This window comes from Mangrovibacillus sp. Mu-81 (genome assembly GCF_036867415.1).
Taxonomy (GTDB): Bacteria; Bacillota; Bacilli; order Bacillales; family Bacillaceae_B; genus Rossellomorea.
The window spans coordinates 75,620-90,036 of record NZ_JBAJHU010000005.1; the positions used below are offsets into that span (position 1 = coordinate 75,620).

Sequence of the window (14,417 nt, forward strand, 5' to 3'; positions counted from 1 at the left end):
TAAAAGGGGAGTTATAAATGAGCAGGTTTAAACGAATATTGGGTGACATTGATTTAACAAGAGACCTTACATTGTTATTGCTGATCGGGGGATTGTATTCACTGAGTATCGCTTTATCGAATACGTTCGTGAATATTTACTTGTGGAAGCAGTCAGGTGAATTCCTCGATCTCGGGATTTACAATTTGACGGTAGTGATTTTTCAACCGTTGACGTTCATCTTAGCGGGAAGGCTTGCGAAGAAAGTTGACAGGGTCATCGTTCTGAGGTTCGGTGTTATTTTTTTGGCCTTGTTTTACATATCCGTTCTGGCATTCGGGGAATCTGCAGAGGATTTATTGATTGTCCTCGGCGCATTGCTTGGGATAGGTTATGGATTCTATTGGCTGGCATTTAATGTACTTACATTTGAAATTACGGAACCCGAGACCAGGGATTTCTTTAATGGTTTTCTCGGGACTCTGACCTCTGCCGGGGGGATGCTCGGTCCCATTCTTGCAGGTTTTATCATTTCAAGGTTTACATCTTTCAAGGGATATACAATCGTATTCGGCATTTCCCTTGCGTTATTCACTGTTGCTGTTCTGTTAAGCTTTTTCTTGAAGAGACGGCCAGCTTCCGGCCGCTATTTGTTTGTAAGGGTATTCGAGGAAAGACAACATAACAATAACTGGCGGCTGATCACCAATGCTCACTTCTTTCAGGGGCTCCGGGAAGGGACATTTGTGTTCATCATTTCCGTGTTTGTGTTCATCAGTACGGGAAGTGAATTTGCGATAGGTACGTTCGGACTGATTAATTCCGGGATCGCCTTCATCGGTTATTATACGGTTTCGAGAATCATCAAGAAACAATATCGAAAGCGCGCGATTCTGATCGGGGGCATGCTGCTTTATCTTTCGATCTTCCTCATCGTATTCGACGTGACCTACACCAAGCTATTGCTGTATGCTGCCACAATCGCCATTGCCTACCCGATATTACTGGTACCTTATATATCCATGACGTATGACGTCATCGGGTCGGGGTGGAAAGCTGCGGAAATGAGGATTGAATATATCGTCGTGAGAGAAATTTTTTTGAATCTTGGCAGGATCGTTTCGGTAGTGGCATTTATTATAGCCGTTACTTATTTCAGTCATGAACAGAGCATCCCTGTCCTCCTCATGCTCCTTGGCGCCGGACATACGTTGATTTACTTCTTTGTAAGAAAAGTGGAGCTGCCTGCATCCTGAATATGTAAATACGTTCAAGGGGAGGGATTTATTTCCTCCCCTTGTTCTGCGATTTCCTTTCCGTAAGAGTAGAAAAAGGAATCCATTTTCTATAAAATAAAGGATGGACAGAAAATGGATTTCATTATTTTTACATAGAGGAAGGACTGGAACGTTTGAAGAAAAGTAAGAAAAGAAAAAAGACTCATGTCCCCGCAAGGATGAATTTGCTGTTTTTTGCGGTGTTCTTGTTATTCTCTCTTTTGGTTCTAAGATTGGGACTCGTTCAAATTGTGAATGGAGAAAGCTATAAAAATGAAGTGGAACGAACTGAAGATGTCGTCGTTAAAACGAGTGTCCCCCGCGGGAAAATCTTCGACAGATACGGAAATGTGATTGTCGATAACATCCCGTTAAATGCAATCACATATACAAGGACAAACAACACTTCAATCGAAGAAATGTTCGATGTGGCAGCAAAGCTTTCCGATTATATTGAGAAAGATGCCAAAGAAGTGACAGAGCGTGATAAGAAAGATTATTGGATTATTAAAAATAAGAAAAAAGCTGAAGAAAAAGTTTCCGAAAAAGAAATACAAAAGCTACAAAACAATGAAGATTTGTCAGAGGAAGACGTCAATGCTGAAGTATATCAAATGAGACTTGACCGTATCACGAAGGAAGAACTTTCGGCATTGACGAAAAAAGATCTCGAAACAATCGCCATTTATCGGGAATTTACAAACGGATATGCGCTGAACCCGCAAATCGTAAAAAATGAAGGTGTCACACCCGAGGAGTTTGCAGTGGTCAGTGAACATTTAAGCGAACTGCCGGGAGTCAATACGACGACTGACTGGAAACGATCGTATGTATTTGATGATACGCTTCGAACGATTCTCGGGAATGTATCATCCACTCGTGAAGGTCTGCCGAAAGATCTGGTCAATACCTACCTTGCAAGGGACTACAATCGGAATGACCGGGTGGGCAAGAGCTATGTTGAGCTCCAATACGAAGAGGTTCTTCAAGGACAGAAAGAACAGATCAAAAATGTGACCAAAGGCGGAAGTGTGCTTGAATCCCTGTTGATCCAGGAAGGGCAGCGAGGGAAAGATGTTGTTCTGACGATTGATATGGAATTGCAGCGTGAAGTCGAGAAGATCATCGAAGAAGAGTTGATGAAGCAAGTGGTCAACCGCAGCGAGTCGCCTGACCTTGACCGTGCCTATGTTGTCATGATGGATCCAAGTACCGGTGAAATCCTTGCCATGGCAGGAAAACAATATGTGAAGAACCCTGATACGGGTAAATATGAGATGCGTGATGCCGCCCTAGGTACTTTCACATCTACTTATGAAGTAGGTTCGGTAGTGAAGGGGGCAACCGTTCTGACAGGCTATATGACCGGCAAGCTGACCCCGGGTGAAGTATTGGTCGATGAGCCTATCATCATCGGCCGCGAAGGTACTCCGAAGACTTCCTGGTTCAATCGTTATGGCAGCATCCCGATGTCGGATTTATTCGCCCTTGAGAAGTCATCTAATGCTTATATGTTCAAAGTTGCAATGAGAATTAACGGACAGCAATACGTTCCCCGTGCAAATATGGGCATTAATCCCGATGCAATTAAAACATTCCGCAATCATTTCTCACAATTCGGTTTGGGTGTATCTACGGGTATCGATTTACCAGGTGAGGCAAGCGGCATAGAGGGTGAAATGACTAATCCCGGTCTGCTTCTCGATTTCGCAATCGGTCAGTTTGACACCTATTCAACAATGCAGCTCGCACAGTATGTATCCACCATCGCTAATGACGGATATCGCGTAGAGCCGCACATTATGAAAGAAATCAGGGAACCCACCAATGAAAAAGACATGCTCGGGCCGGTATTATTCGAAAAAGAAACAAATGTCTTGAACCGGGTCGAAGCTACCCCATCTCAGATTGAACATGTCCAAAAAGGGTTTTATCGTGTATATCATTCACCTGATGGCACCGCCTATACACAGTTCAAGGATGCTCCGTACAATGCGGCCGGTAAATCAGGGACCGCAGAAACATTCATTGACGGGAAACTGAGCTACAATACAACGCTGATCGGCTATGCACCATACGATCAGCCGGAAGTCGCGTATGCGACAATGGTTCCGGCCTCCCATGTGCAGGCAAGTGGAGTGGCCGATCCATACGTGAATAAGTATATTTCAAAACGCGTGATGGACAAGTACTTTGAACTGAAGAAGAAACGTGCAAAAGAAGTCGGAGATCCGACAACAGTCAATAAAAAGATCGAAAACGCTGATGAAGCAGAAAAAAGACAAGAAGAAGATCGAGTTGAAAATAACTGAAGCAATGATTGAAAAGCTGATCCCGCCGAAGGGTCAGCTTTTTTTATTTATAGGGATAAAGATGGAATGGCAGTATGTTCTTTTCGAATGAATAAGTAATAACGCTCATGTTTCATCACGAGATGAATTTCTCATAAGTGAACCTTTCAAAGGTCAGTAATGGATGAAGCTTAACACTCTAAACGTTGAAACATAAATAATTGTCGAATTTACAAAACCTTTACAACCGATTAAAACCCAATTAACACTAATCTATTAATCTTGTACTCGTAGGACAAAACAACCAAGTTTCTTAGGGGGAATTTAGGAATGAAAAGCTTTAAACATTTAGCAATGTCAGCAATGGTTGGTTCAGCACTACTATTAGGTGCCTGTGGCGCGAGCGGTGGAGCTGAAAGTAACGGTGAACAATTATCAGGCACTGTGAAAGTGGACGGTTCTTCCACTGTTGCACCGATTGCTGAAGCAATCAACGAAGAATATGCTGCGGTTCAACCAGATGTTAAAGTTTCAATCGGTGTTTCCGGATCAGGCGGAGGATTTGAAAAGTTCATTGCCGGGGAAACAGATTTATCTAATGCGTCCCGACCGATCAAAGATGAAGAAAAGAAAAGTCTTGAAGAAGCAGGAATTGGTTTTACAGAGTTTAAAGTAGCAAACGACGGACTATCTGTCGTAGTAAATAAAGATAACGACTGGGTTGAAGAGATGACAATGGAAGATCTCAGAAAACTTTGGTTAGAAGATGGAAAGACGAAGAAATGGTCAGACATCAACCCTGAATGGCCTGATGAGGAAGTGAAATTCTATTCTCCTGGAACAGATTCAGGAACATATGATTTCTTCCATGAAGAAGTATTGGAAGAAAAAGATATGGTCAGACAAAACATTCAGCTTTCAGAAGACGATAATGTTCTTGTTACAGGCGTTACCGGTGACAAGAATGCAATTGGATTCTTTGGATATGCACATTATTTAGCGAATAAAGATAATTTGAAAATTGTTAAGATCGATGGTGTAGAACCGACAAATGAAACAGTCGAAAGTGGAGATTATCCATTATCGCGTCCGTTGTTTGTATATGCTAAAAATGAATCGATGAAAGAAAATGAAGCAGCTTATGACTATATGAAGTTTACGCTTGAAAATGCAGGTGAAATGGCAGAAGCGGTTGGTTATGTAAGCATGCCAGAAGACCACTACAAGGAAGCGTTGAAAAAATTAGAAGGTCTCAAGTAATTAACGGTACTAAGTTTAATTGATCAGTGATGAGAAGCGTTGATCGCTTCTCATCTTGTCATGTGGATGAAAGGGGTTTGCAATTATGGTTTCAGGTTCAACTAAATCAAACTCTGTTGCAGAGATGATTGAACAAAATAATAATAAAGGCATTAATCAAAAGATCGAAAAAGCGATACCCTGGATCTTATTTGCCATTGCAGGGGTATCAGTGTTAACAACACTCGGAATTGTGTTTACTCTTATTTTTGAAACAGTAACATTCTTTTCAAAGGTTCCATTATTTGATTTTGTCACTGGAACCAAATGGTTCCCATTTTCAATCGAGAACCCTAATTATGGAATTCTGCCGTTAATTTCAGGAACGTTAAAAATTACCGGAATTGCAGTGCTGGTGGCAGTACCGATAGGACTGGCTTCAGCCATTTATTTGAGTGAGTATGCAACAGACCGTTCAAGAAGATTCATTAAACCGATATTGGAGGTATTAGCAGGGATTCCGACAATCGTCTATGGATTCTTTGCACTGACTTTCGTCACACCATTTTTGAAGAACTTTATCCCTGAGTTAAGTATATTTAATGCTCTCAGTCCCGGGATCGTGGTAGGTGTCATGATCATCCCGATGATTGCCTCCCTTTCTGAAGATGCGATGTCTTCTGTGCCTAACTCCATTCGTGAAGGGGCACTTGCAATGGGTGCTACGAAACTGGAAGTAGCGGTTAAAATTGTGCTTCCTGCTGCTGTGTCAGGCATTGTGGCTTCTGTTGTACTTGCGATATCCCGTGCAATCGGGGAAACGATGATCGTTACTGTAGCTGCAGGTGCTACACCAAACCTTTCATGGAATCTGACAGAATCCATCCAGACGATGACATCTTATATTGTGCAGGTAAGTACTGGTGATGCCGGTTACGGAACAACCATTTATTACAGTATTTATGCGGTTGGATTCACCTTGTTCTTATTTACGTTAGGAATGAATCTTCTTGCACAATACATCTCTAAACGATTCAGAGAGGAGTATTAAGTATGAAGCAAATCAATCAGGATCATGTTTTGAAAAAAATGTCTTCACGATTGGCCGTAAATCATCTATTTCGTGCCTTATTTTTCTTGGCCACTTTATTTGGCCTGGTGGTATTGGCGGTATTACTCTATCGTGTATTCACTCAAGGAATTGGCTATCTTGATCTTCAGTTCTTGCAAAGTATGGGGTCAAGATTCCCGGAAAAAGCAGGTATATATGCTGCATTAATCGGTTCGCTTTGGTTGATGGCAGTAGTCGTGGTCGTTTCATTTATTTTAGCTGTCGGAACAGCCATTTATTTGGAAGAATACGCAAAACAGAATAAAATCAATCAATTCATCAAGGTGAATATTTCAAATCTTGCGGGTGTTCCTTCAGTAGTCTTTGGTTTGCTTGGTTTGACCATCTTTGCCCGTATGTTCGCATTGGGTCAAAGTGTCCTCGCTGCAGGACTGACAATGAGTCTATTAATCCTGCCGGTTATCATCGTGGCAGCACAGGAAGCCATCCGTGCAGTTCCGAGGGAGCTGCGTGATGCTTCGTATGCGATGGGTGCAACGAAATGGCAGACCATTACACGGGTCGTTCTACCGGCTGCGGTACCGGGCATTTTAACAGGGAGCATCCTCGCATTTTCCCGTGCGATCGGTGAAACGGCTCCTCTTGTCGTGCTTGGTGTACCAACGATTCTCTTATTCACACCTGCATCGATCATGGATACGTTCACAGCGCTTCCTATGCAGATTTATGACTGGACAAGAAGACCTCAGGCAGCCTTTCATGATGTGGCTTCCGCAGGAATCATCATCTTGCTGCTTCTGCTTCTATTCATGAACTCGGTTGCGGTATTTATACGAAATAAATTTCAAAATCGATTCTAATAGTGAAAATGATATGGTTTTAATTGGATGAAGGAGGCTTTCAAATATGCAAACGTTAATGACGAAGGTAAATGAAAACATGGATACGACAGGATCAAAACAACCGGTATATCAAACAAAACAACTGAACTTATGGTATGGCACAAACCATGCTTTGAAAAATATTGACCTTGATGTCATGGAAAACGAGGTAACAGCGATCATCGGGCCATCCGGATGCGGGAAATCGACTTATATAAAAACGCTGAACAGAATGATTGAATTAATTCCAAGTGTGAAAACATCCGGTGACATCGTATATCGGGACCGTAATATCTTTGATAAAAATTACCGCGTAGAAGAGCTGCGTACAAAAGTAGGGATGGTCTTCCAAAAGCCGAATCCGTTCCCGAAATCGATCTATGACAATATTGCCTATGGTCCCCGTACCCATGGAATCAAAAACAAAAAGGTACTTGATGAAATCGTCGAAAAAAGCTTGCGCGGAGCTGCGATCTGGGATGAAGTGAAGGATCGTTTAAATTCAAATGCCTATGGATTATCCGGCGGTCAACAACAGCGTATCTGCATTGCGAGATGTCTGGCAATCGAGCCTGACGTAATCTTGATGGATGAACCGACATCAGCACTCGACCCAATATCCACCCTTAAGGTAGAAGAACTTGTTCAGGAATTAAAAACAGACTACAGCATCATTATTGTGACACATAACATGCAGCAGGCTGCACGTATATCAGATCGTACAGCGTTCTTCCTGAACGGAGAAGTTGTTGAATTCGATAAAACAGACAAAATCTTCTCGACTCCTTCTGACAAACGAACAGAAGATTATATTTCCGGACGTTTTGGATAATAGATACCGGTTCTGATAAAGCGTATTGAGAAAACCAACAGCGGCATTAGCGGGATATAGAAAAATGATACTAGAATAAGTGCATGGAAACAGGAAGGGGAATGATGATGTCAGTACGAGGACATTTCGATGCGAATTTAAAGGAACTGCAAACGAAGCTTATGGAACTTGGGAATATCGCCAGGGCATCTCTCGAGAAAAGCATTAAAGCACTCGAAGAAAAAGATGTAGACACGGCCCTTGCAATAATCGAGGGAGATCAGAAAGCGGATGACCTTGAAGAAGAAATCAATGACCTTGCCATCCTGCTGATTGCAAAACAGCAGCCAGTGGCAACAGATTTAAGAAGAGTAATCGTTGCAATCAAGATTGCATCCGATCTTGAACGGATTGCAGATTTTGCTGTCAATGTAGCAAAGTCGACCATTCGTATCGGGAAAGAACCACTGATCAAACCAGTGCACCATATTAAAGAAATGCACAGCATCACTTCAGACATGATTGCCTTGACACTGGAATCTTTCGTGGAAGAAGATGTTGTCAAGGCCAAGAGAATAGCTGAAATGGATGATAAAGTAGATGATTTATACGGGGAAACAATCATGGAACTTCTTACTTTGAATAAAGAAAAGCCCGAATTCACCGCCCAGATCACACAGTTATCATTCATCTGCCGTTATTTAGAAAGAGCGGCAGACCACACAACCAATATTGCTGAAGGGGTCTTTTATTTAGTCAAAGGCCGCCGCTATGATTTGAATGAATAGAAAGAAACAAGCTGCCCGGCGACCGGGCAGCTTGTTTCTTCATGACAGAACTTCTTCACTTTGTAATCAGCTTCGCAATTTCTTCTACGGACATCCCGGAATTCACGAGAAAGTCACCGATCTGTATCGTATCAGCATATCCATTGTCTACGATATACTGTACGAATTTCTCCTCTTCACTGATGATCTTCGCCTGTTTCAGTCTTTCTTCAATATCAGCAGGTGTCATTCCCGATTCAATCGTTAAAGTCAATTGGAACTTTTCATTTGAAGAGGGAGACGTTTCTTTCTCTGAATCTGAATGGATCGTATCCAGCTGCTCTTGCAACTCTGCTATTTCGTTTTCTTTCTCTCTTAATTCCGTTTCCTTTACGACCGTATGACCATCAGGAATCGGATCAGTAGATAAAGCAGAGGTTGTATCGAAGTAAAAACAATAAATGAAAATGATGGCTGACGTAAACAATATTCCGGCAGAGAAAGCTCTGGTTGATTGTTTGTTCATATGAACTCCTTTCTAAAGCGTTGAAATAATATGTTGAACATCCGATTTCGTGAGGGCTGATTGCTTTGCGATCTGCTCCAGTGGAATCCCTTGCTGATGAAGGGCGATGACTTGATTTCTTACCACTTCATGTATCGGTTTCCTGACCGGGGCAGTGCCCTTCATTGAAGAATCCCCGTCCATCAGCAGCTCCTCTTCCAGCACTCTCAGCCGTTTCTTCATTTGATAATTCTCCTGCAGGAACGTCATTGATAAATCTTCCACTTCTTTTTCAAGGCCTGAGTAACGGTCTTTTTGAAAAAAAGAAAGAAAGAATAATAGAATGGAGAACCCCATTAAGCTCATTAGCAGTACTTCCAAAAATATCACCTCATGCTTATTTGTTCTTTCTTAGTTATAGCATAGAAGATGCTCCTTCTCTAGAGAATGAAAAGATAAAATTGTAAAATACCTGAACAATTTGTCACATTTGCACCGTTTCTTTTCCCTGAAAATTGTCGTAACAACCATGAAACCGCTTTATATATGGTTTTTGGGAATTATTGAAGAATAATTTAAAATAAAATCCGCGTACTTACGATGTTTTCAACATACTAAACAAGATACGACAAAATGCGTTTATTGTAGGTTTTTGAATAGGGTGGTACGATTAAATTAAGAATAATTGTCATAATATTTAGATGAATTCATATACTTATCGTTTAAGGCTGGGAGGTTAACTTGTGCTAAATGAAATAATCAAGATGAGGGAACAGGGGATTTCATTCAGGAAAATTGCGAAAGAATTGGAAACGACTGTGGGGAAAGTTCAATATCAATGGGTAAAGTATCAGAAGATGATGGGGAACAGCGAAGCACAATCAGGAGAGACTAAGACTGTAATGAAACAGACGGGTAAACGGATGGGCAGGATAAAGAAAAAATATTCGCCATCCGGGACCCGCAAATCAAATGGCATTCCGGGGGTTCACGACTTCACGATTACATACTCAACAGGTTCACGCATTTATTGTTATTGGACGATCTCTAAGGCGTGGATGGATCATATGAAAGCCCATTTTGATCTGGAAGCGGCATCACCTTTTGTCCTCAGGCTGTATGATATTACGTCGATCACGTTCAACGGTCATAATCAACATTCATATATGGACTCATATGTCCCTCATTCAGAATCAGACTGGTTCCTGAATGGACTGAAGGAAAATAGAAGCTACTGTATGGACATAGGTATTCGTATACCTTCAGGCGAATTCGTTGCCATAAAGCGCTCGAATGTCATTCATACCCCCAGATACACCAGGGAATCGGAATTCCATAGTTTGAAAGAGTTGAAAGAATTTGAACAAGGAAGAATGAAAGAACCGAAATGGGTGGAACATGTCAGTACGTATTCTTATTATGTGATGAATCAGGGGGATAAAACATGAACGCAAGACATTCAGTAATGATACTTCCACAATTTCATGAAGTTTTGATGGATATGGAGGATAGAAATCATTGTGAAGAATCGTATTCTATCCTGTTCAAAGAAAATATAAATTTGATCAATCTACTAAATGAACACGACGGAGATCCCATTCCCGTCATTATGAATCCCTTGTTATTTTGTTTCGTTTCAACGGATGAATTCAAGACGGCGGCTGATTCATTCCTGCATTCCATGCTGCGGGGGGAGCAAGCAGAAAAGGAAAAGTGGATACACGTCTATTCTCAATGGATGATGTGGAACAAAGATTTAACGGCAGCGTATACCAAACTGTTGGAGGATGGGAAAGTCATTCTCGTTCCGACTTCAGTGAATTCGCTTCCCCTTACTCATTACCGTACCTCCAGAGGATTGGAAATTCAGATCAAGGTGAGTATTGAATGTTTTAAGAGATATATGGGCGTCCGCCCGGAATTTTTTTGGCTTCCTCAAGCTGCTTATTTACCGGGCCTTGATCTCTATCTTCTTGCGGAAGGAATAGAAGCATCCTTCATATCTTCTTTCTCGTACACCTTCAGTGAAAAGGAAGAGGAGGCAGGAGTGGTCCGGAGTCCGAGGGGGTTAAAATTGATTCCGGTTATTGTACGGGACGGCGTGGAGCGTGGGAATAGAGAGGATTCTGAAGACATCGTTCTTCTGCCAGTTAAATTGGATGGAAACGAAATGGAGAAAGTTAAAGAATTTCCTCCATCCTCCATTCGAAGGCGGCTCAATGCCCCTTCGACGCTTGCAAGAATCGGATTCGGCTATTTAGGAATGGAAAGCCTTGCTCCAATAATAGAGGACGAGGCGATGAAAAAATTGCGTAAAGTCCATCAAATGGAAGATACCTTGGAGAAAGTAAGTTCTAATTTGGAAAAAAACAGCCCTGGAATCCACCAACTGACGAGAGAATTCATTTCAGCTCTTCAAGGATTGAATGAAAGCCGGTTGGAGCAGTCCCACTTTAACCGGATTGCCTCCCACCTTCTCGATGGAACGGAAGATGATCATTTCCTTCACCATCGGAAGAATGTGAATAGCATCCTTTCAGACGACCTGCTTGATGCCGGCCTCCCCGTTAAAGATGCCCGTTCACCGTTAGAGAATGAGGGTGCCGTCCTAATTCTGAGCTGGGAATATCCGCCTAATATTGTAGGCGGTCTTTCACGCCATGTGTATGATCTGGCCAATAATTTGGTTAGGAAAGGGAGGAAGGTCCATGTTCTGACGGCGAGGTCCAAAGATGCGCCTCCCTTTGAAACAGTTGAAGGAGTGACGATCCACCGGGTGCACCCATTGCATCCATATGAAGAGAATTTCTTCAAGTGGGTGTTTGATTTGAATCAATCTTTCGTTCAATACGCACACGAATTGATTTCTCAGGAAAAAATCACTCATATCCATGCTCACGACTGGATTGTCTCGACATCTGCAACCAAGTTAAAGGAATATTACTCACTTCCTCTGATTACAACGATCCACGCTACAGAGCATGGCCGTAATCAAGGAATCTACACCGAACTTCAACAAAAAATTCACAATGAAGAACAGTTATTGACCGCTGCTTCCGACCACGTGATTGTATGCAGTGAACATATGAAAGAAGAAGTTAAATCATTGTTCACATTTGATGCACCGATGGCGGTGATTCCAAATGGTGTCGAATTAGAACGACTTGAGCAGTCGGCTGGAAATCAATTTGGTAAGGATCATCCCCCCTATTTCTTTTCAATCGGCAGAATGGTTCATGAGAAAGGGTTCAACACGCTTATCCGTGCTGCTTCCATATTGAAAGATGAAGGTCAAAAGGTCTCATTCATCATAGCCGGGAAGGGGCCGATGCTGGAATATTACCGCCAGCAGGTAAGGAACGAAGGTCTGGAGGATATCGTCATATTCACAGGATTCATTACAGATGAAAAGAGAAACAGTTACTTGAAAAATTGCCTCGCAGTCATTTTTCCAAGTCTTTATGAGCCATTCGGCATCGTTGCACTCGAAGCGATGGCATTCAAAAAAGCGGTGGTGGCATCCGATACCGGCGGCTTGAAAAGCATCGTTAAACATGAACATACCGGTTTATTATTCCAGCCTGACGATGAGTCCAATCTATATTCACATCTTCAGTCTTTATTGAACCATCCGGAAAAATCCCGGCGACTTGGGGAAGTGGGCTTCAGGATGGCACAGTCCATGTTCAGCTGGGAGCGGATTGCCGATCAAACGATTCATATATATGAAGATGTTCTCCTTCAAGCCAAAGTAGAAGGATTGCGGTAATGAAAGCAGTCATACTGGCAGGGGGAGAAGGGAAGCGGCTGAGACCCTATACAATATCAGTCGCCAAGCCAATGGTGCCGATTCTCAATAAACCGATCCTCGAATACAGCATCAATCTTCTAAGCTCATATGGAATCAAGGATATTCTTATTACTACATGTTATAAAAGCAATACAATTAAAGAATACTTTGGTAACGGAAGCCGTTTCCATGTGAATATACGTTACTTGGAAGAAAGGAAGCCACTGGGTACAGCAGGCGGTATATTTCTGGCTAAGAATCTGTTAGAGGAACCGTTTCTTGTATTAAGTGGTGATGCATTTACCAATATCCCGATTGATCAGGTGATTCAATTTCATACAAGTAAAAATGCTGCCATGACGCTGGTATCAAAGGAAGTACCCAATCCCGGCGAATATGGGATATGTTATACGGATCTAAGCAGGAAGCTTGTTGATTTCATCGAGAAGCCAGCCACATGGGAAAGAAACGAGGTCAACACAGGTGTTTATATAGTCGAGCCTTTCCTCCTCAAGAAATACTCAAGAAAAGGCGCCATCGATTTCAGTCAGGATCTAATTCCATCGCTTTTAAATAATAATGAACCCGTATATGTATACAAAACCAATGCCTATTGGAGAGATATCGGAAATCCCGAAGAATACAAGAAGGCACGGGATGATTTGATGAGGGGGCAGTTCACTCCCGGGAAGGCATTACCTAATTCAAGAAATCAAGGCGTGCCCATCCCAGACCCCTTCATAACGAGGGTACAGGTGGCATGTCCCAAGGTGAAGAAGCCTTTCGTCCTTGCGAAACTGCTGGAAACAGTCCCATCGATGGATGAAGAAGAGTTCATGATCGAACACCGTGATGGCGGGTGGACTAAGATTGTAAGTGATCCTGACAGAGGCTTTATTATTTATTCGAAAGCAGACCGGAGGAACCTTGCTAGAGAGCTTGCTAGGTATTATGGAAAGAAAATAAAAACATGGCAAAAGGTGTAGAGGCGGATGAATAATAATAATCGAATAGACAAAAAGTTTAATATTCAAGGAATCGCCTGGAAGGAAGCAGATTCGTATAGACCTCTCGGGAAAGCAGACGACCCTTTCAACGGGATAAAAATGCATCAAACGGAAGGGAAAGAGAGCTGGGGGGAGTCGCTGACGTTTGAATTTGAAAATGTCACGAAAGAAACCCGAAAGCTGAAAGTGTTCTTTCTGGTGGAGTGGCTGGCATGCTGTGAAGAGACGATTGGGGTTCTGTCCCTTTCAAAAGATGCATTCTATAATTACAGTAAAAATGATATGGCCATGTCAAATGTCGTTTCTTGTGCTGATAGCGTAAAAAAATCAGTGTATCCCTTAAATTTAAAAGGCTTGCAACTTTGGAAAAAGTCGTTGAAGAATGGCAGTCTGTATTACTACCCTATTACGAATGGGCTTCATATGATGGCGTATATGCTTGAGTATACATTCAAGCCCTTTGAAGTGAAACAAGGAAAGCTTTTCGCAGTGGAAGGTACTGTAGAGGGTAAAGGATTATTTTTAACCGATAGAATGAAAAACGGACTAGCATTTCACCAGGAAAAGTGATATTATAGAAAAGTCGTATGAATAGATGAAGATTGTGAAGTTTGGAGGGAAATTATAATGCGTGTAAACATTACATTAGCTTGCACAGAAACTGGTGAGCGTAATTATATTACTACAAAGAACAAGCGTAATAACCCAGACCGTCTTGAGCTAAAAAAATATTGCCCGAAATTAAAGCGTGTGACTCTTCACCGCGAAACGAAATAAGCAGCCGGATTTTATCCGCTG

The 14,417-nt window shown here is 42.1% G+C and carries 14 protein-coding genes; 12 read left to right on the forward strand and 2 right to left on the reverse strand.

What is annotated here, in order from left to right:
- Nucleotides 1-17 precede the first annotated feature (17 nt).
- The 7 genes from V6B33_RS12480 to phoU all read left to right on the forward strand — a co-directional run bounded on the left by V6B33_RS12480 (nt 18) and on the right by phoU (nt 8,338).
- Nucleotides 18-1,235, forward strand: a complete 1,218-nt coding sequence (locus tag V6B33_RS12480) for an MFS transporter (protein ID WP_334218078.1) — start codon at nt 18-20, stop codon at nt 1,233-1,235.
- A 134-nt stretch (nt 1,236-1,369) separates the two neighbouring features.
- On the forward strand, nt 1,370-3,568 hold the full coding sequence (locus V6B33_RS12485; protein ID WP_442915527.1) for a peptidoglycan D,D-transpeptidase FtsI family protein: 2,199 nt from the start codon (nt 1,370-1,372) through the stop codon (nt 3,566-3,568).
- Nucleotides 3,569-3,877: 309 nt separating this feature from the next.
- Entirely contained in the window at nt 3,878-4,807 is a 930-nt protein-coding gene (locus tag V6B33_RS12490) for a PstS family phosphate ABC transporter substrate-binding protein (RefSeq protein WP_334218080.1), read from the forward strand.
- Between the two features lie 85 nt (nt 4,808-4,892).
- Nucleotides 4,893-5,837 carry a phosphate ABC transporter permease subunit PstC gene (gene pstC / locus V6B33_RS12495; protein WP_334218081.1) on the forward strand — a complete coding sequence of 315 codons (945 nt, stop codon included), beginning with the start codon at nt 4,893-4,895 and terminating at the stop codon, nt 5,835-5,837.
- A gap of 2 nt (nt 5,838-5,839) precedes the next feature.
- The gene (gene pstA, locus V6B33_RS12500) at nt 5,840-6,718 is read left to right on the forward strand and encodes a phosphate ABC transporter permease PstA (RefSeq protein WP_334218082.1); all 879 of its coding nucleotides are present in this window, start codon (nt 5,840-5,842) and stop codon (nt 6,716-6,718) included.
- A 46-nt stretch (nt 6,719-6,764) separates the two neighbouring features.
- On the forward strand, nt 6,765-7,571 hold the full coding sequence (gene pstB, locus V6B33_RS12505; RefSeq protein WP_334218083.1) for a phosphate ABC transporter ATP-binding protein PstB: 807 nt from the start codon (nt 6,765-6,767) through the stop codon (nt 7,569-7,571).
- A 107-nt stretch (nt 7,572-7,678) separates the two neighbouring features.
- Entirely contained in the window at nt 7,679-8,338 is a 660-nt protein-coding gene (gene phoU / locus V6B33_RS12510; RefSeq protein WP_334218084.1) for a phosphate signaling complex protein PhoU, read from the forward strand.
- 55 nt (nt 8,339-8,393) lie between these two features.
- Here the strand turns inward: phoU and V6B33_RS12515 are convergent, their stop codons facing one another.
- Together V6B33_RS12515 and V6B33_RS12520 are read right to left on the reverse strand one after the other, a co-directional pair.
- On the reverse strand, nt 8,394-8,843 hold the full coding sequence (locus V6B33_RS12515; RefSeq protein WP_334218085.1) for a hypothetical protein: 450 nt from the start codon (nt 8,841-8,843) through the stop codon (nt 8,394-8,396).
- A 12-nt stretch (nt 8,844-8,855) separates the two neighbouring features.
- The gene (locus V6B33_RS12520) at nt 8,856-9,203 is read right to left on the reverse strand and encodes a hypothetical protein (protein ID WP_334218086.1); all 348 of its coding nucleotides are present in this window, start codon (nt 9,201-9,203) and stop codon (nt 8,856-8,858) included.
- A 362-nt stretch (nt 9,204-9,565) separates the two neighbouring features.
- Here V6B33_RS12520 and V6B33_RS12525 point away from each other — a divergent pair, with 362 nt between their 5' ends.
- The 5 genes from V6B33_RS12525 to rpmG are packed head-to-tail and all read left to right on the forward strand — an operon-like array spanning nt 9,566 to nt 14,396.
- Entirely contained in the window at nt 9,566-10,270 is a 705-nt protein-coding gene (locus V6B33_RS12525; protein ID WP_334218087.1) for a DUF4912 domain-containing protein, read from the forward strand.
- The gene (locus V6B33_RS12530; RefSeq protein WP_334218088.1) at nt 10,267-12,591 is read left to right on the forward strand and encodes a glycosyltransferase; all 2,325 of its coding nucleotides are present in this window, start codon (nt 10,267-10,269) and stop codon (nt 12,589-12,591) included. Before V6B33_RS12525 ends, V6B33_RS12530 begins: the two co-directional genes overlap by 4 nt.
- Nucleotides 12,591-13,598, forward strand: a complete 1,008-nt coding sequence (locus V6B33_RS12535; protein ID WP_334218089.1) for a nucleotidyltransferase family protein — start codon at nt 12,591-12,593, stop codon at nt 13,596-13,598. The genes V6B33_RS12530 and V6B33_RS12535 overlap by 1 nt, the downstream gene beginning before the upstream one ends.
- Nucleotides 13,599-13,604: 6 nt before the next feature.
- The gene (locus V6B33_RS12540) at nt 13,605-14,189 is read left to right on the forward strand and encodes a hypothetical protein (RefSeq protein ID WP_334218090.1); all 585 of its coding nucleotides are present in this window, start codon (nt 13,605-13,607) and stop codon (nt 14,187-14,189) included.
- 57 nt (nt 14,190-14,246) lie between these two features.
- Nucleotides 14,247-14,396 carry a 50S ribosomal protein L33 gene (gene rpmG / locus V6B33_RS12545; protein WP_064091498.1) on the forward strand — a complete coding sequence of 50 codons (150 nt, stop codon included), beginning with the start codon at nt 14,247-14,249 and terminating at the stop codon, nt 14,394-14,396.
- Nucleotides 14,397-14,417: the final 21 nt, after the last annotated feature.

Bases quoted from the DNA above. Each gene is read 5' to 3' on its own strand.
- pstB (WP_334218083.1), top strand. From the start codon at position 6,765: ATGCAAACGTTAATGACGAAGGTAAATGAAAACATGGATACGACAGGA.
- rpmG (WP_064091498.1), top strand. From the start codon at position 14,247: ATGCGTGTAAACATTACATTAGCTTGCACAGAAACTGGTGAGCGTAAT.
- V6B33_RS12490 (WP_334218080.1), top strand. From the start codon at position 3,878: ATGAAAAGCTTTAAACATTTAGCAATGTCAGCAATGGTTGGTTCAGCA.
- pstC (WP_334218081.1), top strand. From the start codon at position 4,893: ATGGTTTCAGGTTCAACTAAATCAAACTCTGTTGCAGAGATGATTGAA.
- V6B33_RS12530 (WP_334218088.1), top strand. From the start codon at position 10,267: ATGAACGCAAGACATTCAGTAATGATACTTCCACAATTTCATGAAGTT.
- V6B33_RS12540 (WP_334218090.1), top strand. From the start codon at position 13,605: ATGAATAATAATAATCGAATAGACAAAAAGTTTAATATTCAAGGAATC.
- pstA (WP_334218082.1), top strand. From the start codon at position 5,840: ATGAAGCAAATCAATCAGGATCATGTTTTGAAAAAAATGTCTTCACGA.
- V6B33_RS12480 (WP_334218078.1), top strand. From the start codon at position 18: ATGAGCAGGTTTAAACGAATATTGGGTGACATTGATTTAACAAGAGAC.
- V6B33_RS12515 (WP_334218085.1), bottom strand. From the start codon at position 8,843: ATGAACAAACAATCAACCAGAGCTTTCTCTGCCGGAATATTGTTTACG.
- phoU (WP_334218084.1), top strand. From the start codon at position 7,679: ATGTCAGTACGAGGACATTTCGATGCGAATTTAAAGGAACTGCAAACG.
- V6B33_RS12535 (WP_334218089.1), top strand. From the start codon at position 12,591: ATGAAAGCAGTCATACTGGCAGGGGGAGAAGGGAAGCGGCTGAGACCC.